At 71.2% G+C, this 19,737-nt stretch carries 18 protein-coding genes; 9 read left to right on the top strand and 9 right to left on the bottom strand.

Features of this window, described 5'->3' with window-relative positions:
• Positions 1 to 13: 13 nt before the first annotated feature.
• Both LBW94_RS20850 and LBW94_RS20845 read right to left on the bottom strand, forming a co-directional pair.
• Positions 14 to 682, bottom strand: coding sequence for a potassium channel family protein (locus LBW94_RS20850; protein WP_225061282.1), 669 nt, complete (start codon positions 680 to 682; stop codon positions 14 to 16).
• Positions 682 to 1,350: a potassium channel family protein gene (locus tag LBW94_RS20845; RefSeq protein WP_225061281.1), complete on the bottom strand. Its 669-nt coding sequence runs from the start codon at positions 1,348 to 1,350 to the stop codon at positions 682 to 684. Before LBW94_RS20845 ends, LBW94_RS20850 begins: the two co-directional genes overlap by 1 nt.
• Before the next feature lie 419 nt (positions 1,351 to 1,769).
• On the opposite strand from LBW94_RS20845, the gene LBW94_RS20840 reads away from it, so the two are divergent.
• Both LBW94_RS20840 and dxs read left to right on the top strand, forming a co-directional pair.
• Positions 1,770 to 3,197 carry a class I SAM-dependent RNA methyltransferase gene (locus LBW94_RS20840; protein WP_225061280.1) on the top strand — a complete coding sequence of 476 codons (1,428 nt, stop codon included), beginning with the start codon at positions 1,770 to 1,772 and terminating at the stop codon, positions 3,195 to 3,197.
• Positions 3,198 to 3,351: 154 nt separating this feature from the next.
• Complete coding sequence (gene dxs, locus LBW94_RS20835) at positions 3,352 to 5,244, top strand: 1-deoxy-D-xylulose-5-phosphate synthase (RefSeq protein ID WP_225061279.1); 1,893 nt, start codon at positions 3,352 to 3,354, stop codon at positions 5,242 to 5,244.
• Between the two features lie 139 nt (positions 5,245 to 5,383).
• Here the strand turns inward: dxs and LBW94_RS20830 are convergent, their stop codons facing one another.
• Together LBW94_RS20830 and LBW94_RS20825 are read right to left on the bottom strand one after the other, a co-directional pair.
• The gene (locus tag LBW94_RS20830; RefSeq protein WP_225061278.1) at positions 5,384 to 6,655 is read right to left on the bottom strand and encodes a ribonuclease D; all 1,272 of its coding nucleotides are present in this window, start codon (positions 6,653 to 6,655) and stop codon (positions 5,384 to 5,386) included.
• Between the two features lie 22 nt (positions 6,656 to 6,677).
• Entirely contained in the window at positions 6,678 to 7,229 is a 552-nt protein-coding gene (locus tag LBW94_RS20825) for a DUF3000 domain-containing protein (RefSeq protein WP_416276935.1), read from the bottom strand.
• A gap of 217 nt (positions 7,230 to 7,446) precedes the next feature.
• On the opposite strand from LBW94_RS20825, the gene hemE reads away from it, so the two are divergent.
• The 3 genes from hemE (at position 7,447) to hemQ (ending at position 11,115) form a co-directional block, all read left to right on the top strand.
• Entirely contained in the window at positions 7,447 to 8,514 is a 1,068-nt protein-coding gene (gene hemE / locus LBW94_RS20820; protein ID WP_225061277.1) for a uroporphyrinogen decarboxylase, read from the top strand.
• Between the two features lie 387 nt (positions 8,515 to 8,901).
• Positions 8,902 to 10,254, top strand: coding sequence for a protoporphyrinogen oxidase (locus LBW94_RS20815; protein WP_225061276.1), 1,353 nt, complete (start codon positions 8,902 to 8,904; stop codon positions 10,252 to 10,254).
• Positions 10,255 to 10,419: 165 nt separating this feature from the next.
• Positions 10,420 to 11,115 carry a hydrogen peroxide-dependent heme synthase gene (hemQ, locus tag LBW94_RS20810; RefSeq protein WP_225061275.1) on the top strand — a complete coding sequence of 232 codons (696 nt, stop codon included), beginning with the start codon at positions 10,420 to 10,422 and terminating at the stop codon, positions 11,113 to 11,115.
• Positions 11,116 to 11,190: 75 nt separating this feature from the next.
• Here hemQ and msrB read toward each other — a convergent pair whose 3' ends face one another.
• The 4 genes from msrB to LBW94_RS20790 are packed head-to-tail and all read right to left on the bottom strand — an operon-like array spanning position 11,191 to position 15,492.
• Positions 11,191 to 11,628: a peptide-methionine (R)-S-oxide reductase MsrB gene (msrB, locus tag LBW94_RS20805; protein ID WP_225061274.1), complete on the bottom strand. Its 438-nt coding sequence runs from the start codon at positions 11,626 to 11,628 to the stop codon at positions 11,191 to 11,193.
• 58 nt (positions 11,629 to 11,686) lie between these two features.
• Positions 11,687 to 13,006, bottom strand: a complete 1,320-nt coding sequence (locus tag LBW94_RS20800) for a glycosyltransferase family 87 protein (protein ID WP_225061273.1) — start codon at positions 13,004 to 13,006, stop codon at positions 11,687 to 11,689.
• A 60-nt stretch (positions 13,007 to 13,066) separates the two neighbouring features.
• Positions 13,067 to 14,695 carry an alpha/beta fold hydrolase gene (locus LBW94_RS20795; protein WP_225061272.1) on the bottom strand — a complete coding sequence of 543 codons (1,629 nt, stop codon included), beginning with the start codon at positions 14,693 to 14,695 and terminating at the stop codon, positions 13,067 to 13,069.
• Between the two features lie 23 nt (positions 14,696 to 14,718).
• Positions 14,719 to 15,492: a pyrimidine reductase family protein gene (locus LBW94_RS20790; protein ID WP_225061271.1), complete on the bottom strand. Its 774-nt coding sequence runs from the start codon at positions 15,490 to 15,492 to the stop codon at positions 14,719 to 14,721.
• 35 nt (positions 15,493 to 15,527) lie between these two features.
• Between LBW94_RS20790 and zapE the strand changes: the two genes are divergently transcribed.
• Complete coding sequence (zapE, locus tag LBW94_RS20785; RefSeq protein ID WP_225061270.1) at positions 15,528 to 16,553, top strand: cell division protein ZapE; 1,026 nt, start codon at positions 15,528 to 15,530, stop codon at positions 16,551 to 16,553.
• Between the two features lie 43 nt (positions 16,554 to 16,596).
• Positions 16,597 to 17,406: a tyrosine-protein phosphatase gene (locus LBW94_RS20780; protein ID WP_225061269.1), complete on the top strand. Its 810-nt coding sequence runs from the start codon at positions 16,597 to 16,599 to the stop codon at positions 17,404 to 17,406.
• Positions 17,407 to 17,511: 105 nt separating this feature from the next.
• Here LBW94_RS20780 and LBW94_RS20775 read toward each other — a convergent pair whose 3' ends face one another.
• Entirely contained in the window at positions 17,512 to 18,081 is a 570-nt protein-coding gene (locus LBW94_RS20775; protein ID WP_225061268.1) for a GNAT family N-acetyltransferase, read from the bottom strand.
• Between the two features lie 33 nt (positions 18,082 to 18,114).
• Here LBW94_RS20775 and LBW94_RS20770 point away from each other — a divergent pair, with 33 nt between their 5' ends.
• Both LBW94_RS20770 and LBW94_RS20765 read left to right on the top strand, forming a co-directional pair.
• On the top strand, positions 18,115 to 18,324 hold the full coding sequence (locus tag LBW94_RS20770; protein WP_225061267.1) for a hypothetical protein: 210 nt from the start codon (positions 18,115 to 18,117) through the stop codon (positions 18,322 to 18,324).
• Positions 18,325 to 18,457: 133 nt separating this feature from the next.
• Positions 18,458 to 19,735: an MFS transporter gene (locus tag LBW94_RS20765; RefSeq protein ID WP_225061266.1), complete on the top strand. Its 1,278-nt coding sequence runs from the start codon at positions 18,458 to 18,460 to the stop codon at positions 19,733 to 19,735.
• The last annotated feature ends 2 nt before the right edge of the window (positions 19,736 to 19,737 follow it).

Genomic DNA, 19,737 nt, shown 5'->3' with positions numbered 1-19,737 from the left:
GGCCCGGGATCGCTCACGCCGTGTTGTTGACGCCCAGCGCCTTCCGCAACTCGTCCTCGGCCTCCACCGTGGTCACGAACAGCAGCTCGTCCTCGCCCTCGATGGGGTCGTCGGACTGCGGCACGATGACCCGGCCGCCGCGCAGGATGGTCACCAGGGCGGCATCGCGGGGCAGCGTCAGCGACCGCACCGACCGCCCGGCCAGCGGAGTGTCCGAGGGCAGCGTGATCTCGACCAGATTGGCCTGGCCCTGGCGCAGCGTCATCAGCCGGACCAGATCGCCGATCTGCACCGCCTCCTCGGCCAGCGAGGCCAGCAGGCGCGGGGTGGACACCGCGACATCCACACCCCAGCCCTCGTCGAACAGCCATTCGTTGCGCGGATCGTTGACCCGCGCGACCACCCGCCGGATCCCGAACTCGGTCTTGGCCAGCAGGCTGAACACGAGGTTCACCTTGTCGTCGCCGGTGGCGGCGATGACCACCTCGTAGTCCTGGAGTCCGGTCTCCTCCAGCAACTCCAGCTCGCAGGCGTCGCCGTGCAGCCAGGTCGCCGTCGGCGCCGCGGCGGTGTCGATATGGTCCAGCCGGCGCTCCAGCAGCGTCACCTGATGGCCGCTGCGCAGTAGTTCCTGGGCGATGGAGCGGCCGACTGCCCCGGCCCCGGCAATCGCTACTTTCACTATCGGTCCTCGGTCGATGGGGCGGCGGCGGCCAGTGCGGCGGCGGCGCCGACGGTGCCGGAGATGGCGGACACGTAGACGGTGTCGTCGGCTTGCAGCACGGTCTTGGTCGTGGGCAGCACACCCTTCCCGAAACGGAGCAGGAAGGCGACACGGACACCGGTCGCATGCTCCAGATCGTGCACGGTACGGCCGTACCACTCCTCGTGCAGCGCCAGTTCGGTCACCGAGACGGTGCCCGTCGGATCCCGCCAGCTGGTGCTCTTCTCGTCGCCGATCAGGGTGCGCAGGAAACGATCCGTGGTCCACGGCACGGTGGCGATGGTCGGGATGCCCAGGCGCTCGTACACCGCGGCCCGCTTGGCGTCGTAGATGCGGGCGACCACCCGCTGCACGCCGAAGGTCTCCCGGGCCACACGGGCGGAGATGATGTTGGAGTTGTCGCCGGAGGAGACGGCGGCGAAGGCCCCGGCCTGCTCGGTCCCGGCCCGTTGCAGCACGTCGCGGTCGAAGCCGACGCCGGTCACCTGGCGGCCCTCGAAACTCTTGCCCAGCCGCCGGAAGGCGCCGGCGTCCTGGTCGATCACGGCGACCTCGTGGCCGACCCGGACCAGGGCGCGGGCCAGCGACGATCCGACGCGACCGCACCCCATGATCACTACGTACACCGTGCCAACCCCAATTCCGAAACCGTGGTGTGCGGTTTGTGCTGCTGTCGGGGGAACGGTACCTCCCGTCCGGCCCTCCCTGCGCTTTCCCCCTCCACATCTCGACCAAACGGACATCGCCGGTGGTGACGGCCACTGCCGCCGCGGATCGGCCGATCGAACGGGTGCGTTCCGAATCTGCACAATGAGCGAACGTAGACATAAACATTCCATTATGAATGTCCGCCGCGCCGCTGGTGGCGGACGGGCGAACACCGAATCCACGAACCGCCGGGAGACCAGGGGCTGCCCGGCGCACCGCCTCGCCGCGGCGGTTCCTAAGCTGGGCCGATGTCCCCGTCGATCACGTCCCCCGCCCGCCCGGCCGCCGTTTCCGCGGTGTGCCCGGTCCGTTCCGCCCGCCGCGTGCGCGGTGTCCGATGAGCAGCGAGAGCAGCTGGGCCGGAAGCGTTTTCGAGGTCCGGCTCGGGCCGCCGGGGCACGGTGGATTCTGTGTCGCGCGGCACGAGGGCCGGGTGCTGTTCGTGCGGCACGGGCTGCCGGGGGAGTACGTGCGGGCCCGGGTGACCGAAGACCGCGGCGGCTCGTTCTGCCGCGCCGAGGCGATCGAGATCCTGGAGGCGTCGCCGGACCGGGTCCCGGCGACCTGCCCGGTGTCCGGTCCCGGCGGGGCCGGCTGCTGCGATTTCTCCTTCGCCACCCCGCAGGCGCAGCGGGCGCTGAAGGCCGCGGTGGTCTCCGAGCAGTTGCGCAGGTTGGCCGGTTGGGACGCCGAGGTCGAGGTCGAGCCGATTCCGGACGCCGCGACCGCGCGGGTCTTCCGGCGGCCGGGTTCGCCGCTGGCCCAGGGCACCATGTCGCCGGGACCGCTGGAACGACTGTCGTCGCGCACCGGCCGGGATCCGATCGGCGCCGGTCCCACCCGGACCGCGACGGCCGAGGCGGCGGAGGTGGGCTGGCGCACCCGGGTGCGGCTGGTGGTCGACGAGACGGGCCGGGCCGGGGTGCACGGCTATCGCAGCACCGCGGTGATCCCGGATCTGCGCTGCCCGCAGCCGGTGCCGGGGGCGATGGCCGGGATCGCCGACAGCCGGTGGACACCCGGCGCCGAACTGGTGATCGCCGTCGACGGCGACGGCCGGCGGCACGTGGTCGAGATCGCGCCCGCGGCTGTCGAGCGCGGCCGGGCGGGGCGCGGGGGTCGCCGCAGCACGGCCGCGCGGCGGGCGGCGACCCATTCCGTCCGGGAACAGCGGGTGGTCGAGGGCACCGGCCGGGCCGTGGAGTACGTGGCCGGGCGCCGGTGGGAGGTCGCGACGACAGGTTTCTGGCAGCCGCATCGCGGTGCGGCGCTGTGCTATTCGGACGTGATCGCCGACTGGGCGGCGACCGGCGCCGACGCGGTGGCCTGGGATCTGTACGCCGGGGCCGGGGTGTTCGCGGCGCGGCTCGCCGAACAGGTGGGTCCGGCGGGCGCGGTGGCGGCGGTGGAATCGGCGCCGTCGGCGGTCGCGGACGGCGCCGCGGCGCTGCGTGATCTGCCCTGGGTGGACCCGATCGCGGCGCGGGTGGAGCACTGGGTGACCGATCCGGGCGGGGACGCGCCGGAGGTGGTGGTGCTCGATCCGCCGCGCGCGGGCGCGGGCAAGGACGTGATCGCGGCGCTGGCGGCGGCCGGGCCCGCGCGCATCGTGCACGTCGGCTGCGATCCGGCGGCGTTCGCGCGCGACATCGGGCTGTACCGCGCGGCGGGCTACCGGCCCGCGCGGATGCGCGCGTTCGACGCGTTCCCGGCGACACACCACGTGGAATGTCTCGCGCTGCTGGAACCGGTATCGGGGCGGTGACACGCGCGGTAATCTGGGGAACCCGAGAGCCCGGTCTATGTTCCACCTCACACCGGTGCGGCGACGGCGCAGGTGGCGATCGCTCCCGTGATCGGCACCCGATAGTCCTCCGTAGACTGTTCGAGATCGACGAGCATCAGAGGGAGCGAGAGCGGTGGGATTTCTTTCCCGGGTCGAGACGCCCGAGGACCTGCGTCGGCTGACGGTACCGGAGCTGGGCGTGCTGGCCGAGGAGATCCGCGAGTTCCTGGTTCGCAAGGTGGCAGTTACCGGTGGGCACCTGGGGCCGAATCTCGGCGTGGTGGAGCTGACCATCGCCCTGCACCGGATCTTCGATTCCCCGGCCGATCCGCTGATCTTCGACACCGGCCATCAGGCGTACGTGCACAAGATCCTCACCGGGCGCAAGGACGGCTTCGACACGTTGCGGAAATCCGGTGGGCTGTCCGGATATCCGTGCCGCTCCGAGAGCCCGCACGACTGGGTCGAGTCCTCGCACGCCTCGGCGGCGCTGTCCTACGCGGACGGGCTGGCGAAGGCGTTCGCGCTGACCGGGCAGCATCGGCACGTGGTGGCCGTCGTCGGCGACGGGGCGCTGACCGGCGGCATGTGCTGGGAGGCGTTGAACAACATCGCCGCCGGGCCGGACCGGTCGGTGGTCGTCGTGGTGAACGACAACGGCCGGTCGTATTCGCCGACCATCGGCGGTCTGGCCGATCGGCTCACCGCGCTGCGCATGCAGCCCGCCTACGAGCAGGCGCTCGACGCGACGAAGCGGTTCGTGCAGGGCATCCCGCGCGTCGGCGGCTCGGCGTATTCGATGCTGCACGCGCTGAAGACCGGCATCAAGGACGCGGTGGCGCCGCAGGAGCTGTTCTCCGATCTGGGGCTGAAGTACGTCGGCCCGGTCGACGGGCACGATCTGGTGGCGCTGGAGGCGGCGCTGCGGCGGGCCAAGGATTTCGGTGGTCCCGTGATCGTGCACACCGTCACCCAGAAGGGCCGCGGGTACCGGCACGCCGAGGACCACGAGGCCGATCAGATGCATTCCATCGGGGCGATCGACCCGGTGACGGGCAAGCCGACCGGCGGTAAGTCCGTCGGCTGGACCTCGGTGTTCTCCGAGGAGCTGATCCGGCAGGCCGAGCAGCGCGACGACATCGTCGCGATCACCGCGGCGATGCCCGGCCCGACCGGCCTCACCCCGTTCGGGAAGCGATTCCCGGAGCGGATGTTCGACGTCGGCATCGCCGAGCAGCATGCGATGACCTCGGCGGCCGGGCTGGCGCTCGGCGGCATGCATCCGGTGGTGGCGATCTACTCGACGTTCCTGAACCGCGCCTTCGATCAGCTGCTGATGGATGTGGCGCTGTTGCAGCTGCCGGTCACCCTGGTACTCGACCGGTCCGGCGTCACCGGTGAGGACGGTGCCAGCCACAACGGCATGTGGGATCTGTCGGTGCTGGGCATCGTGCCCGGGATCCGGGTCGCCGCGCCGCGCGATGCCGCCACTCTGCGCGAGGAACTCGCCGAGGCGCTGGCCACCGGCGACGGCCCCACCGCAGTGCGTTTCCCGAAAGGCGCGATCGCCGAGGACATCTCGGCGGTGGAGCGGCTCGACGGCGTGGACGTGCTGCGGATGCCGGAGGGCGATTCGGCCCGCGCCGCGCACGGCGACGTGCTGCTGGTCGCCGTCGGCGGATTCGCCGGGGTCGCGGTCGAGGCGGCGGATCTGCTGGCCGCCGAAGACCTCACGGTGACCGTGGTGGACCCGCGCTGGGTACTGCCGGTGCCGGACACCATCGTGAAACTCGCCGGGAACTACCGCCTGGTCGTGACGGTGGAGGACAGCGGCGTGCACGGCGGCATCGGTTCGACGGTGTCGGCCGAACTGCGCGCCGCCGGGCTGGATGTCCCCACCCGCGATCTGGGCCTGCCACAGCACTTCCTGGAGCAGGGTTCCCGCGCGCAGATCCTCGGTGACCTGGGCCTGACCCCGGCCGACATCGCCCGCCGGATCACCGGCTGGCTCGGCGGCGGCGCCTGACCGATCGCGCGGTGCGCGCCGGTCGGTGAGGCCCCGGCCGGCGCCTGCGACGAGAAGACCGCGCGGATCCGCGGCCGACGCCATGTTTGCCTCGGCGAGGCCGTCCGGCGGTGGTGCGAGCGCTGTCCGCGGGCCGCGCTCAGGCCGCGGTGTCGGGGAACAGGGCGGTGGCCAGCGGTGGCACCGCGAGGTCGCGCTGCCAGGGGCGGGCGCCACCGTCCTTGAGGAAGCCGTCGACGGCGCCCTCGGGGTCGTTCGAGGTGGTGCCGGAGCGGAATTCCGGCAGGCCGTCCCAGCACAGCCGGCGCAGCAGGTCGGGGGTGAGCAGATTCTCCACCGGCACCGAATAGTTCTGCGAGAGTTCGGACATCGCGGCGCGGGCGGCGGTGAGCCGGGCGGCGGCGACCGGGTCGCGGCGTTCCCAGCGGTTCACCGGCGGCGGGCCGTCGTACGGCTGGGCCATCGGCGGCAGCTGCGAATCCGGCAGGGCGCGTGCGCGTTCCACCGCGCCCAGCCACTCCCGCGAATAGCGGCGCTGCCGCGGGCCGCCGAAGACCGGCAGGGCCCGCAACTGGCCGATGGATTTCGGATCCGCGATCGCCGCGGCCACGATCGCCGAATCCGGCAGGATGCGGGCCGGGGCGATATCGCGCTCGCGGGCCAGCCGGTCGCGGGTCAGCCACAATTCCCGCACCGTCGCCAGTTGCCGGGTGCGGCGCAGGGTGTGGATTCCGGAGGTGCGGCGCCAGCGGTCCGCTTTCGGCGGGGCCGGTTCGCTGGTGCGGACGTGCTCGAATTCCTGTGCCGCCCATTCGGTCTTCTGTTGTTCGTCCAGCGTCTCCGCGACCGCGTCGCGCAGTTCGAGCAGCAGCTCCACATCGAGCGCGGCATAGTTGAGCCAGTCGTCCGGGAGCGGGCGGGTGGACCAGTCGGCGGCACCGTGCCCCTTGCGTAACTCCCGGCCCAATAGTCGCTCGACCATCGCGGCCAGCCCGACCCGTTCGAATCCGGCGAGCCGGCCACCGAGTTCGGTGTCGAACAATCGCTGCGGCCGCAGCCCGAGTTCGGCGAGTCCGGGGAGGTCCTGGTCGGCGGAATGCAGCACCCATTCCAGGCCGTTGATCGCCGCGGCCAGCGGGGCGAGCGCATCGGCCGGATCCGGGCCGAGCGGAATCGGGTCGATCAGAAAGCTGCCGGAACCGTTGCGACGCAACTGAATCAGATAAGCGCGATTCGAATACCGGAAACCGGACGCGCGCTCGGCGTCGACGGCCAGCGGGCCGTTGCCCGAGGCCAGCCGCGTCGCGGCGGCGGTGATGTCGTCGACGGCGGCGAGCACCGGCGGCACGCCTTCGGCGGGCGCGAGCAGCGGAATCGCTGCCGATTGTTCGGACTCGTCGGCTACCGGCATAGCCCAGAACTTTACGGGTCGGTCAGAACTGGTCGTCGGCAATCCGGGGACGCGGCCGCAAATCCGTGATTCCAGCGGGCGGTAATCCCGCTGTCGAGGCCAGAACTTCGCAGAAAGCTTCGACATGCGGTCCGAGTTGTGTGGTGCCGACCGTCCACGATGCGCGCAGCTCCAGCTGGTAGGCGTGTGGCGGTCCGGCGATATCTCCGTAACGGACCGAACTGGTGGAAGTAACCGTGCCACCCAACGCCGTGAACGGTTCGCCCCGCGATTCCAGGGCGTCCACCAACCAACTCCAGGCGACTTCCGGTAGTAGTGGATCACCGGCCAGCGCGGCGTCGATATCGGCCTGGATATAGGCGACCAGACGGAACACGCCGTGCCAGGCTTCCTGGCCGTCCGGGTCGTGGAGCAGGATCAACCGGCCGAAGGCGTCCCCCTCGGAGTCGACCGGTACGGTGCCGGCGTCGGGATGTTTGACTTCGGCTCCGATGGCGTATGAATAGGGAGCCAGGCGTTGCGGTGGCCGGATCGGGGCGAGCTCGATCCGAGGGTGCACTGACGCGGTGCCCATCGCCTCGACCGCGGCGCGAAACTGGGCAGGTTCGCCGGCTGGGCCCGGGGTCGGTGCGGCGCCGTCGCGGAAGTCGAGCGGTGTCACGAATGTGAACCGTAATCCCGAACCCTCGCCGCCGAGGGGAGGCGCGCTGGGTGCAAATTTTTCGCTGTGCCGGGATGCAAGCCGAGGGCCGCGAATTCGGTGCGGGAGCGGAACGGCACAATGAATCCCCGTGAGCACACCAACTCGCCGTCGGTTGTCCGAAGCGCCGTTCCTCGTCGCCGCCACCGGCGGTGTGCCGAGTCGTCGTCCCGTCTGGTTCATGCGGCAGGCCGGTCGGTCGCTGCCGGAGTACCGGGAGGTGCGGGCCGGTATCGGAATACTGGAATCCTGCTTCGACCCGGAACTGGTCTGTGAGATCACCATGCAGCCGATCCGGCGGCATCGGGTGGACGCGGCGATCCTGTTCTCCGACATCGTCGTTCCGCTGAAGGCCGCCGGGATCGACCTCGACATCGTGGCCGGCGTCGGCCCGGTGGTGGCGAATCCGGTGCGCAGCGTCGCGGATGTGCGCGCGCTGCCGCGGCTGCGGGCCGAGGAGGTGGGGGCGATCGCCGACGGGGTGCGGCTGCTGCTGGCGGCGCTCGGCGACACGCCGCTGATCGGATTCGCGGGCGCGCCGTTCACGCTGGCCTCCTACCTGGTGGAGGGCGGGCCCAGTCGCAACCACGAGCGCACCAAGGCCATGATGCTCGGCGACCCGGACTCCTGGCACCAACTGCTCGGCATCCTCACCGACATCGCCGTGGAATTCCTGCGGGCCCAGCTGGCCGCCGGGGTGGACGCGGTGCAGCTGTTCGACTCGTGGGCCGGCGCGCTGTCGCTGGCCCAGTACCGGGAATTCGTGCTGCCGTATTCGCAGCGGGTGTTCGCGGAGGTCGCCGATGCCGGTGTGCCGCGCATCCATTTCGGGGTCGGCACCGGTGAGCTGCTCGGTGCGATGGCCGAGGCGGGCGCGGACGTGGTCGGCGTCGACTGGCGGGTGCCGCTGACGGCCGCGGTGCGGCGGGTCGGTCCCGGAAAAGCCTTGCAGGGCAACCTGGATCCCGCCGTCCTGTTCGCGGGCGCGGATGTGATCGAACGCGAGGTCCGCCGCATCGCGCACGAGGCCGACGAGGCGATCACCCTCGGCGCCGCCGGCCATATCTTCAACCTCGGCCACGGCGTCCTCCCCGACACCGACCCCGGAGCCATCACCGCGACCGTCGAACTGATCCACAGCCTGCCCGCTCCCTTGTGAGCCCGCCGCCCGGAATCCGCTGCGCGGTCGTTCCGGGGATCACGGCGGCAGAGTCCCCTCGCGCTCCGCGGGCCGTGCCCGGTGATCTCGAGCCCGATCCGATGCCGCCCGCAGGGCGTGATGTGGGGGCGGTGGTGTCGGCGGATCCCGTTGCGCTCCATACCGCATCGCCGTGGCGGGCGCGGGTGACGGCATCGCCGCGGTCCTGCCGCTGTCGGCTGTGCAGCCATCGGCGACGATCTGTGCTGTCGGTACCGCCCACCGCCGAGCGAGTGTTGCGGGGTGGTTCTCCGAGGGTATCGACACCGAGTGCGGGTGTGCCCGGAGGAGCGAGTGGGGCGCGGAGTAGGTTCGCCGGAGGTGGAGCGGTCGGACGGAGGTGTTCCCGTGGTGCGGGTGGCGGTGGTCGGCGGCGGAATCAGCGGTCTGGTGGCGGGGTATCGGCTGCGGATCGCGTTCGGGCCGGATCTGGAACTGGTGCTGGTGGATCCGCGGGAGCGGATCGGCGGCACGTTGTTCACCGGGGAACTCGCGGGCGGGCCGATGGATCTCGGGGCGGAGGCGTTCGTCGGGCGGCGGCCGGAGATCCCCGCGCTGCTCGACGAGCTGGGCCTCGCGGACCAGTTGGTGCATCCGGCCGGTAAGCGGCCGCTGGTGTGGGCCGGTGGGTCGGCGCATCCGATGCCGGGCCGGACCCTGATGGGTATCCCGGCCGATGCCGAGACCGTCGGCGACCTGGTCGACACGGCGACCCTCGCGCGGATCGCCGACGAACCGAATCGCCCGCTGCGCTGGGAGCCGGGCACGGACGTGTCGGTCGGCGAACTGGTCGGCGACCGGTTCGGGGAACAGGTGGTGCGGCGCAGCGTCGATCCGCTGCTCGGGGGCGTCTACGCGGGGCCGGCGTCGGCGATCGGGGTGCGAGCGGCCCTGCCGACGCTGGCCGCGGCATTGGACGCGGGTGCGGGCAGCCTGTCCGAAGCCGTCACCCGGGCCCTGCCGCCACCGTCGACGGCCCCGGTGTTCGGCGGTATCCGGGACGGATATCGGGTGCTGCTGGACGGTCTGGCCGACGCGGCGGCTCCGAAGCTGGAAACCGGTACGGCGGCAACGGGTCTGGTACGCACGGCGGCGGGCTGGCGGCTGGATCCGCTCGGGGATTTCGACGCCGTGGTGCTGGCGACGCCCGCACCGGTCACGGCCGCGCTGCTCACGACGGTGGCGCCGGAGGTGGCGCGGGCCGCCGCGAGCATCGACCTGTCCTCGTCCGCGGTGGTGGCGCTGGCGCTGCCCGCTGACACCGCGCTGCCGGACAATTCCGGGATCCTGGTCGCCACCGGAGAATCCTTGCGCGCCAAGGCTTTCACCCTCTCCAGCCGGAAGTGGCCGCATCTGGCCGAGCGTGAGGTGGCCCTCGTGCGCGCCTCCTTCGGCCGCTTCGGCGACGACACCCCGCTGACCTGGACGGACGAGGCCCTGATCGCGGCCGCCGCCGAGGACCTCACCACGGTCACCGGAATTCCGATCCGCCCGGTCGCCGCCACCGTGCAACGCTGGCGCGCGGGACTGCCGCAGTACGCCCCCGGCCACCTCGACCGAGTCGCCGCGATCGAATCCGGCGTCGCCGAACTGCCGGGCCTGGCGATCGCCGGCGCCTACCTGCACGGCGTCGGCGTCCCGGCCTGCGCCGCCACCGGCACCGCCGCCGCCGACCGCATCCGCGCTCACCTCGGCCGCTGATCCCGCGACTCGTTCGGTGCGGAATTCGCAGTTGCCGGCGGGTCGTGGCGGCCGACCCGCGCGCTGCACCGGAGTCCGGACCGGCTCGATGCCGCAGCGGGTTTCGCAGCGGCCGGTGGGGTGGGTGCGGGTGGCGGGGCAGGGTGGGAGTGGCACGATGGGGGCATGGCGCGACTCGATTATCAGGCTCTCAATTCGACCATTCGGTACCTGATGTTCTCGGTGTTCCAGGTGGAGCCGGGAGTGCTCGGTGAGGATCGGGCGGCGGCGATCAAGGAGGCCCGGGCGTTCTTCGAGGGACTCGAGGAGCGCGGGGTGGTGGTCCGCGGCCTGTACGACGTGGCGGGGATGCGGGCCGACGCCGATTTCATGATCTGGACGCACGCCGAGCGGATCGAGGATTTGCAGGCCGCGTACGCCGATTTCCGGCGCACCACCGAGCTGGGGCAGGCCAGCAATCCGGTGTGGAGCAATGCCGCCCTGCACCGGCCCGCCGAGTTCAACAAGAGCCACGTCCCGGCCTTCCTGGCCGGCGAGGACGCGGGTAATTACATCTGCGTGTATCCGTTCGTGCGCTCGTACGAGTGGTACCTGCTGCCGGACGCCGAGCGGCGCAAGATGCTCGCGGATCACGGCAAGGCCGCCCGCGAATTCCCGGACGTGCGAGCCAATACGGTGGCCGCGTTCGCGCTCGGCGACTACGAGTGGATCCTGGCCTTCGAGGCGCCGGAACTGCACCGCATCGTCGATCTGATGCGCGAACTGCGGGCCACCGAGGCCCGGTTGCACGTCCGGGAGGAGATCCCGTTCTTCACCGGGCCGCGGGTCGAGATCGAGCAGCTGATCACCGCCCTGCCCTGAGCCCCGCGCGAATCACGCCCCGGTAATTCGGGGCGTGCTCCGCGCGCGGGCGGATCGTACGGTATATCGGTCCGCTCAGTGCGCGGGACTGTCCGAGGGGTGCAGTCGCAGCGAGATCGAGTTGATGCAGTACCGCTTGTCGGTCGGGGTCGAGTACCCCTCGCCCTCGAAGACGTGTCCGAGGTGGCTGTGGCAGTTCGCGCACAGCACCTCGACGCGGCGCATGCCCAGCGTGTCGTCCGCGCGCAGGATCACCGCGTCGGAGTCGGCGGGATCGAAGAACGACGGCCAGCCGCAGTGCGAGTGGAATTTCTCCGTGCTGCGGAACAGTTCGGCGCCGCAGGCCCGGCACTCGTAGATGCCGGGTGTCTCGGTATCGGTGTATTCGCCGGTGAAGGCACGCTCGGTACCGGCCTCCCGCAACACCGCGTACTCCTGCGGGTTGAGCCGGGACCGCCACTCCTGCGGGGTGAGCGTGATCTTCGGAGCGGGGATGTCGGTGTCGGAACTCATTGCACCGATTCTAGTTGCGTCGCCGGCGCCCGGCAGGTGACCGATCGGTGACGCCCGGTCAGGCCCGGGCGCCCTCCATGATCGACACCTGTTCCTTCGGCGCGGTGCCGACGGCGGAGGCGGGCGGGGTGTCCGGGCCCGCGCCGACGGCGGACGCCTGGTCGGCGGGCAGCAGGAAGGCCGGATCGATACCGGAATCCAGGCGTCCCTCGCGGCGGGCGGCCAGATAGCGGTCGCCGAGCACGCAGAACACCACGACCAGCAGCAGCCCCCAGCCGAAGGTGACGCGCAGGTATTCCAGCGCCCGGCCCGTGCTCTGCCAATGGTCCAGCAGCCACTTGTCGTAGGTCATGAAACCGAAGATGGCCAGCCACGCGGGCCAGTTGCGCAGCACCGAATTGCGCAGCGCCACGCTCATCAGGAACGGGAACACCAGCATCGAGTAGTACTGCTGGCCCAGCGACGGCAGCAGCCAGGACGCGATCAACAGCACCCCGGACATGGTGGTGACGAAGAACAGCTCGTCGTTGCGGTAGTAGCGGTACAGCAGCCACAGCGAGATCAGCACCAGCGCGCCCATGACGAGCCGCATCGACCAGGTCAGCCAGACCGGCAGGCCGTAGTACGCGGCGTTGCCGACGATCGCGCTGTTGAAGTAGTCGCGCGAACCCATGAAGTACGGGAAGGTCCGATGCACGAAATCCATCGGATCCTTGATCAGCGGCCAGGCGGCGGCCATCAGCACCGCGGGCACGCCCAGCGCGGTGATGAACACCTTCCACTGCCCGCGCAGCAACGGGATCAACAACAGCGGCGCCAGCGTCGGTTTCACCGCGATCGTGAGCCCCATGACGACACCGGCCCACAGATCCCGTCGTCGCAGCACCAGCGCCAGGAAGATCACCTCGGCGGCCAGCAGGCAGCCGTTCACATTGCCGAAAGCCAGTGTGTTGATGACCGTTTCGGAGGAGAACATCAGCACCAGCAGCCCCGGCGCCGCCGGCGACTTCAGGGCTACCTTGAACAGCCGCAGCAGCAAATACCAGGCGAGCACGATCGCGACGGCGTTGAGCGCGACGAAGCACCACTTCGACTTCTCGGGATCGATGAGCGCCAGCGGCGCGATCATCAGGGTGCCACTGGGCGGGTACAGATAGTGCGGATCGACGAGGTCGAAGTTCTCGTTGTAGATCGCGCGCCCGTTCAGGAACGCCAGCGACGCCTTGTACACCGGAGCGAAGTCGTCGGTGATGTTGAAGTTGGTGCCCTTGACCAGGACCGTGCGCAGCGCGGTGAGGACCGCGAACGGCCACAGAGCGAAGTTCAGAACCTCGGAAGTGGTGCGCGCGGTGCGCGGCTCGAGCTGACTGAGGAACACTGGGGCACGGTACACCGGAAACAACTCCGATGGTTGCTGGGGAGGGGTTTTCGGGGTGGGTCAGGCGGGGCAGGCGGAGCCGTCGGCGGGGAGGCCGGCGTCGTCGAGATAGCCGGTCAGATTCTGCTGGACGCAGGCGGAGTGGGTGAAGGTCGGATGGCCCCAGCCCTGCCAGGTCACCGTGGCGGTACGGGCCCCGGCCACGCCGAGGGCGCCGGTGACCGAGGGGCGGCCGTCGCCGCCGGTCACGGGGTCGGCGGTGTTGCCGAGGATCAGCACCGGCAGGGTGAGGGTGGCGGGAACCGGCGGCGGGGTGGGGACCGGCCAGGCCGTGCACGTCATCAGCCGCGCGGCGGCCACCCGGCCGAAGGCCGGATACTGTGTGCCCCACGTGGTTTCGAGGTCCTTGGCGTGGGCCGGGGTGGCCGGTTGCTGGCTGTCGCTGCACCGGGTGACGAACTGGCCGTCGGCGGCCACGGCCGCGGATTCGCGGAGGGTGAGTTTGCCGAGCGGGCCGCGGTCGCCGCGGCCGGCGGCGGCCAGCGCGTCGGCGAGTTCGGCGATGTGCGCGTCCTGGTCGGCGCGCGGGTCGCCGAGGAAGCCCGACACCGTGGTGACCAGTGCCCCGGCCGACAGGTCACCGAGGTCGCCGGCCGCGGCGCGGCGGATCAGATCGGTCACCGCGGCGCGAGGATCGGGGCCCAGCGCGCAGGAGGTGGCCACGCAGCGCTGGGCGAAGGCGGTCAGGGCCGCCTCGGCGCCCTTCACCCGCTGTTCGGCGCGGGTGGCGGTGTCGGTGTTGACCGCCTCGGGCGAGTCGAGCACCAGCCGGCCCAGGTGCGGGCCGTATTTGGCGGCATAGGCGAGGGCCACCCGGGCGCCGTTGCCGGTGCCGAGCAGGGCGATGGTGTCCACCTGCCACTGTCGCCGCAGCGCGTCGATGTCGTCGGCGGCGTGGGCGGCGTCGAAGGTGCCCTGATACGGCTGCAGGAAGTCCTGGCAGGCGATGGTGGCGTCCTGGCTGAGTTTCGCCATCGCGTCGACCGGGTCGCCGCCGCCGGTGGCGAACTGGCCCGCGTCGGCGAGCTGGCGGTGGGTGTCGGCGGGCAGGCAGTCGATCGGCTGCGAGCCGCCGATGCCGCGGCGGTCGACCGCGACGATCGGATGCGCGGCCAGCACCGCGGGTGCGGGCCCGGCGACCAGACCGGCGAGGGTGGCGATGGAGGAGCGGTCGCCGCCGGAGGTGAGCAGCAGGGGAGCGGCCCCGGCCGGGGTCTGCGGCGCGCGGGCGCGGGCCACCGCGGTGCGGAAGGTGCCCATGATCGCGCCGCCGGAATCGATCGGCGTCGCGTACTCGGCGCATTCGAAGACCACCCCCGCGGGTGCGGCGCCGAGCCCGAGCTGGTCGAATGTCGTTGCGGCACAATCGTGCCAGGTGAGATCGTGCTTCGGCGCCTGCGGGGCCGGCACGGCGGGTGCGGCGGCGACGCTGGTGGTGGCGGCCGCGCCACCGGCATGCGGATGTTCGACGGCGACGCCCGGACGCAGCGAGGGCCCGGCGCCACAGGCGGTGGCCAGCAGCCCGGTGGCCAGCAGCACCGGCAGTACGAGAGCACGGCGCCGCTGTGGTGCCAGAGCACGGCCCCGCCGTGGTGTCAGATCACGGCTCCGCCGTCGTGTCCTGCGCATGCGGTACAGCCTGCCACAACGGGTCAGCCCTGGCCGTGGCCGCGCTCCCAGCGGGTGAGCACCGTGCCGTCGTCGTCGAGCAGGGCGTGCCGCATGACCATCGGGGTGGGGGCGGCGCTGGGCCCCACCGCGATTCGGGTCGAGGAGCCGCCGACCAGCAGCGGTGACACGGTCAGGCACAGCTCGTCGACGAACCCGGCGGAGAGGAGGTCGCCGAACAGCGTGGGCCCGCCCTCGAACAGCACCCGCAGCAGCCCGCGTGCGCCGAGCGCCGCGCGGATCGCGGCCGCGGTGACGGTGTCGTCGCCGGCCTCGATCACCTCGGCCCCGGCGTCGGTGAGGGCCTGTTTGCGGCCGGCGTCGGCGGAGGTGGTGGTGAGGATCAGCGGCGGCCGTCCGGTGTCGGTGAACAGCCGCCCGGTGGGGTCGATGTCGGCGCGGGCGGTGACGACGGCGATCGGCGGCGGGGCCCCGGCCGGATCGCCGCCGAGTCCGTGGTGATGCAGGCGGATCCGGCGGTGGGCGTCGGTGCGGGCGCCGCCGTAGTTCTCCGCGCGGGCGGTACCGCCGCCGACCAGGATCACGTCGGCCAGATCGCGCAGGATCGCGAACACCGCGCGGTCCGCGGGCCCGCCGAGCGCGCCGGAGCGGCCGTCGACGGTCGCGGCGCCGTCGATGCTGGCGATGAAGTTGACGCGCAGCCACGGCGAATCCGGGTGCGCCGGATACGCGTAGAGCCGAACCAGATCGTCGGGGCCGAGCGTTGTGAACTGGGTCGCATTGGGCACACGGTGCATGATGTCCGATCACACCACGTCAGTAGGCTGCGTGTGTGCAACAACGCCTCGTCGATCGTCATCCGGATGTCCCGGCCGATCAGCTCATCGCCCAGATGGTGCCGCCGCCCACGTTCGACGAGGTGAGTTTCGACACCTACATCCCGGATCCGAATCAGCCCAGCCAGGCCGCGGCGGTCCGCAAGGCCGGTGAATTCGCGCAGCAGGTCACCAGGATCCATGCCGCGAACGGGAAGAAGTCCCTGTTCGGCAAGAAGAAGCACGTGCCCGGTGCGGGCCTGTACCTCGACGGCGGTTTCGGCGTCGGCAAGACCCACCTGCTGGCCAGCATCTACCACGCGGTGCCCGGCCCGAAGAGTTTCGGCACCTTCGGCGAGCTGACGAACCTGGTCGGCGCCCTGGGCTTCAACAATGCCCTGGATCGCCTGTCCGGCAACAGTGTGTTGTGCATCGACGAATTCGAACTCGACGATCCCGGCGACACCATGCTGGTGTCGCGGCTGCTGACGGAGCTGACCGCGCGGGGCGTCTCGGTCACGGCGACGTCGAACACGCTGCCCGGCCAGCTGGGTGAGGGCCGGTTCGCCGCCCAGGACTTCCTGCGCGAGATCAAGAAGCTCGGCGCGCTGTTCGACACCGTCCGCGTCGACGGCCCGGACTACCGTCACCGCGACCTGCCGCCCGCGCCGGAGCCGACCGCGCCGGGGCTGCTGGCCGAGAAGGCCGCGGCCACACCGGGTTCCACCCTCGACGACTTCGACGAGCTGCTGCGGCACCTGAGCACCCTGCACCCGTCCCGCTACGGCGCGCTGATCGGCGGGGTCGGCGCGGTGTACATCGGCAATGTGCACACGGTGACCGATCAGGCGGTGGCGCTGCGGATCGTGGTGCTCGCCGACCGGCTCTACGACGCGGGCATCCCGGTCACGGTCTCCGGTGCCGCGCTGGATCGGATCTTCTCCGAGGAGATGCTCGGCGGCGGTTACCGTAAGAAGTATTTGCGGGCCATTTCCCGCTTGTTGGCGCTGTCGCGTTTCGAAGCGCCCGCGGGTGCCGCATGATTTTCGAGCCCGCGGTCCTCGCGGGTGTGGAAGGAGTTCGATCGTGACCCGTCATCGCCTGTTCGGCGCCGCGCTGGTGCTGACCGCCACCGTGTCCTCCGGAGCCGGCCTGCTGGCGCCCACGATGGCGGCCGCGGCCGAACCGCCCGCCGCGACCGGTTCGGTGCTGTCCGGGGTGGACGATCGGTCGCTGCACCTGGAAGGTGTGCTCAACGCTCGCGACCTGGGTGGTTACCGCACCACCGACGGCCGCGTGGTGCGCACGGGCCTGGTGTACCGCACCGGTGAGCTGGGCAAGGCCACCGACGCCGACCTGGCCGCGCTGACCGGTCACGACGTGCGAGTGGTCGACGATCTGCGCACCTCGTTCGAGCGCACGGCCAGCGCCGACCGGGTGCCCGCCGGGGCCACCGCGAACTGGGACGACATCATCGGCGGCAATCCGGTGGAGATGCTGAAGTCGTTCAGCGCCGGCCCGGACCTGTACCGCGCGTTCATCACCGAACCGGCGGCGAACGTCGGCTTCGCGAACGTGCTGCACGACATCGCGAATACCGACGCAGCCGTGCTGTACCACTGCTCGGCCGGCAAGGACCGCACGGGCTGGACCTCGGCGGTGCTGCTGACCCTGCTGGGCGTGGATCGCGACACCGTGAACTACGACTTCCTGCTGTCGAACTTCTACCGCGACGCGCCCACCGGCGACATGGTCAACGGCGTCGCCCAGCCGGAACTGGACGCCGCCTTCGACCAGGTCGGCAAGAGCTACGGCAGTTTCGACAACTACCTGCACGAGGGCCTTAAGCTGACCGACGGCGACATCGCGGTGTTGCGGGCGAAGCTGCTGCACTGACGCCCGAGGTCGCCGCTGCGGTGGTCCGACGCCCGAGGCCGCCGCGTTCGGGCCGTCGCCGCATTGCCGACGGCGATTGCGGGCGCCTGCGCGGGATACGTTGTGTCAGATCGTCTTCTGCATGACGTAATCCCGGCACAGCCGGGTGCCGACGGTGAAGGTGCGGGTGCCGACGATCTCGAAGCCGTGTTTGGCGTAGAAGCGCTGGGCCCGCACGTTCTCCTGGTTCACACCGAGCCAGAGCCCGGCGCATCCGGCGTGGCGGGCCGCGTCCACGGCGGCCCGCATCAGTGCCCCGGACACCTCGCCGCCGTGGTGACCGGGCAGCACGTACATCTTGTCGAGTTCCAGCGCCGGTCGTCCCCGCACCGCGCTCGCGACGTCCGGATCGGCGGGCTCCCCGGCGACGAGCATGGCGTAGCCGACGATGTCGGTGTCGGTGACGGCCTTGAGCACGGTCCGGTGCGGATCGGTGAGGTAGTCGCCGAACCGGTCGCCGGACAACGCGTCCGCGATGAACGCCGCGATATCGGTGGCCGTCAGATCCGGGGGACAGGCCAGCGGGAAGGTCGCGGCCGCGACATCGCTGAGGGATTCGGCATCCCACAGCCCGGCCCGGTCGACAACGACTTCGGCCGGCGATCGTTCGGCGGTATCGATCGGCTGCTCGCTCATGGCGTTTCCGTCCGGCGGGTGAGGGCGACCCGGGTGGCGGTGCTCGGCGGTCTGCCGCGGCGCTCACCCGCCGTTTCCGTTCGGCAGGTGCGGGCGGTCGGCGTGGTGACGCGCTGCCGCCGGCTGCGGCCGCCGCACGCGGTGCTGTCGTGTCGCGACCGTTCCGGCCTCGGACCGCACATGGTCTACCCCTTCCGGCCGGTATCGGCGCGCGACGAGACGTCCGATGATGCGCGAATGTGATACGCAGTGTATCGGCGCGGCCGGTGCGCCGGTGCCCGGTCCCGGCCGAGATCCGCTGGCGCACGGCGATTCCCGAGGTCAGCGCGCCGGGTGAATGCTGGAGGGATCATGGGATGAATTAGGCTGTCGGGTGATGAGGCGTGCGTATCTGGTCTGGGGTGTCGGGGTTGTCGGCTATGTGATCGCGGTGTTGCAGCGCACCTCGTTCGGGGTGTCGGGGCTGGCCGCCGCCGACCGCTTCCACGCCGGGCCGTCGGTGCTGTCCGAATTCGTGGTGCTGCAGGTGATCGTGTACGCGGGCATGCAGATTCCGGCGGGGCTGATGCTGGACCGGTTCGGCTCGCGGGCGATGGTGGTCACCGGCGCGCTGGTGATGGCGTGCGGGCAGGCGCTGCTGGCGGTCACCGGGACGCTGTCGCTGGCGATCATCGGGCGGGTGCTGGTCGGCTGCGGCGACGCCTGCACCTTCATCTCGGTGCTGCGGCTGGTGCCGCGCTGGTTCCCGGCCCGGCGGGCGCCGCTGCTGTCCCAGGTCACGGCGATGCTCGGGCAACTGGGCCAGATCCTCTCGGCGGTACCGTTCCTGGCGCTGCTGCACACGGCCGGCTGGTCACCGGCCTACGCGACGGTCGCGAGCCTGTGCCTGCTGGGCGGGGTGCTGGCGCTGGCGCTGATCCGCGATCTGCCGCCGGGCTCCACCGAGACGCGGCCGGCGCCGGCGGGGGTGCGGCAACTGGGCGGACAGGTGCGGGCGCTGTGGCGGCACCCCGGCACCCGGCTGGGTTTCTTCACCCACATGGGCACGATGTTCTCCACCACCACCTTCGCGCTGATGTGGGGCGTGCCGTATCTGGTGTCGGCCCAAGGCTTCTCGCAGTCGGCGGCGGGCTGGCTGCTGACCGTGTCGGTGGCGGTGGCGATCGTCGCCGGGCCGCTGATCGGCGAACTGTGCGGCCGGTTCCCGCTGCGCCGGTCGCAGTTCGTGCTGACCATCATGGTCGCCGCGGTGGTGATGTGGACGAGCGTGCTGGCGCTCGGGCGGCCCGCGCCGGGCTGGCTGCTGGCGCTGCTGGTGGTGGTGATCTCGATCGGTGGCCCGGGCTCCAACGTCGGCTTCGACTACGCGCGCACCTTCCACCCCGGCAGCACGCTGGGTACCGCGCAGGGCATCGTGAACATCGGCGGCTTCCTGGCGACGCTGCTGGTGATCGAGGCGATGGGCCTGGTCCTCGGGCACGCCGGCGGATACACCTTCGGCGCGTTCCGGGTGGCCTGGCTGGTGCAGTATCCGGTCTGGATCGTCGCCTTCACCGGAATCCTGGTGTCGCGCAGGAAGACTCGCAGGCACCTCGAGCCGGCCGTGGCCGGTCCGGCGAGCGCGGACCTGGTCGTGCAGCCGGCGGCCGGCTGAGG

The sequence above is a fragment of the Nocardia sp. alder85J genome (assembly GCF_020176955.2).
Lineage (GTDB): Bacteria > Actinomycetota > Actinomycetes > Mycobacteriales > Mycobacteriaceae > Nocardia.
This window is presented reverse-complemented; position numbering and strand designations above follow the sequence as displayed.

Excerpts from the sequence above, each read along its gene's own strand:
- LBW94_RS20840 (WP_225061280.1), top strand. The coding sequence starts at position 1,770 with ATGAGCAGCGAGAGCAGCTGGGCCGGAAGCGTTTTCGAGGTCCGGCTC.
- LBW94_RS20830 (WP_225061278.1), bottom strand. The coding sequence starts at position 6,655 with ATGCCGGTAGCCGACGAGTCCGAACAATCGGCAGCGATTCCGCTGCTC.
- LBW94_RS20825 (WP_416276935.1), bottom strand. The coding sequence starts at position 7,229 with ATGGGCACCGCGTCAGTGCACCCTCGGATCGAGCTCGCCCCGATCCGG.
- hemQ (WP_225061275.1), top strand. The coding sequence starts at position 10,420 with ATGGCGCGACTCGATTATCAGGCTCTCAATTCGACCATTCGGTACCTG.
- msrB (WP_225061274.1), bottom strand. The coding sequence starts at position 11,628 with ATGAGTTCCGACACCGACATCCCCGCTCCGAAGATCACGCTCACCCCG.
- LBW94_RS20795 (WP_225061272.1), bottom strand. The coding sequence starts at position 14,695 with ATGCGCAGGACACGACGGCGGAGCCGTGATCTGACACCACGGCGGGGC.
- LBW94_RS20790 (WP_225061271.1), bottom strand. The coding sequence starts at position 15,492 with ATGCACCGTGTGCCCAATGCGACCCAGTTCACAACGCTCGGCCCCGAC.
- LBW94_RS20775 (WP_225061268.1), bottom strand. The coding sequence starts at position 18,081 with ATGAGCGAGCAGCCGATCGATACCGCCGAACGATCGCCGGCCGAAGTC.
- LBW94_RS20765 (WP_225061266.1), top strand. The coding sequence starts at position 18,458 with ATGAGGCGTGCGTATCTGGTCTGGGGTGTCGGGGTTGTCGGCTATGTG.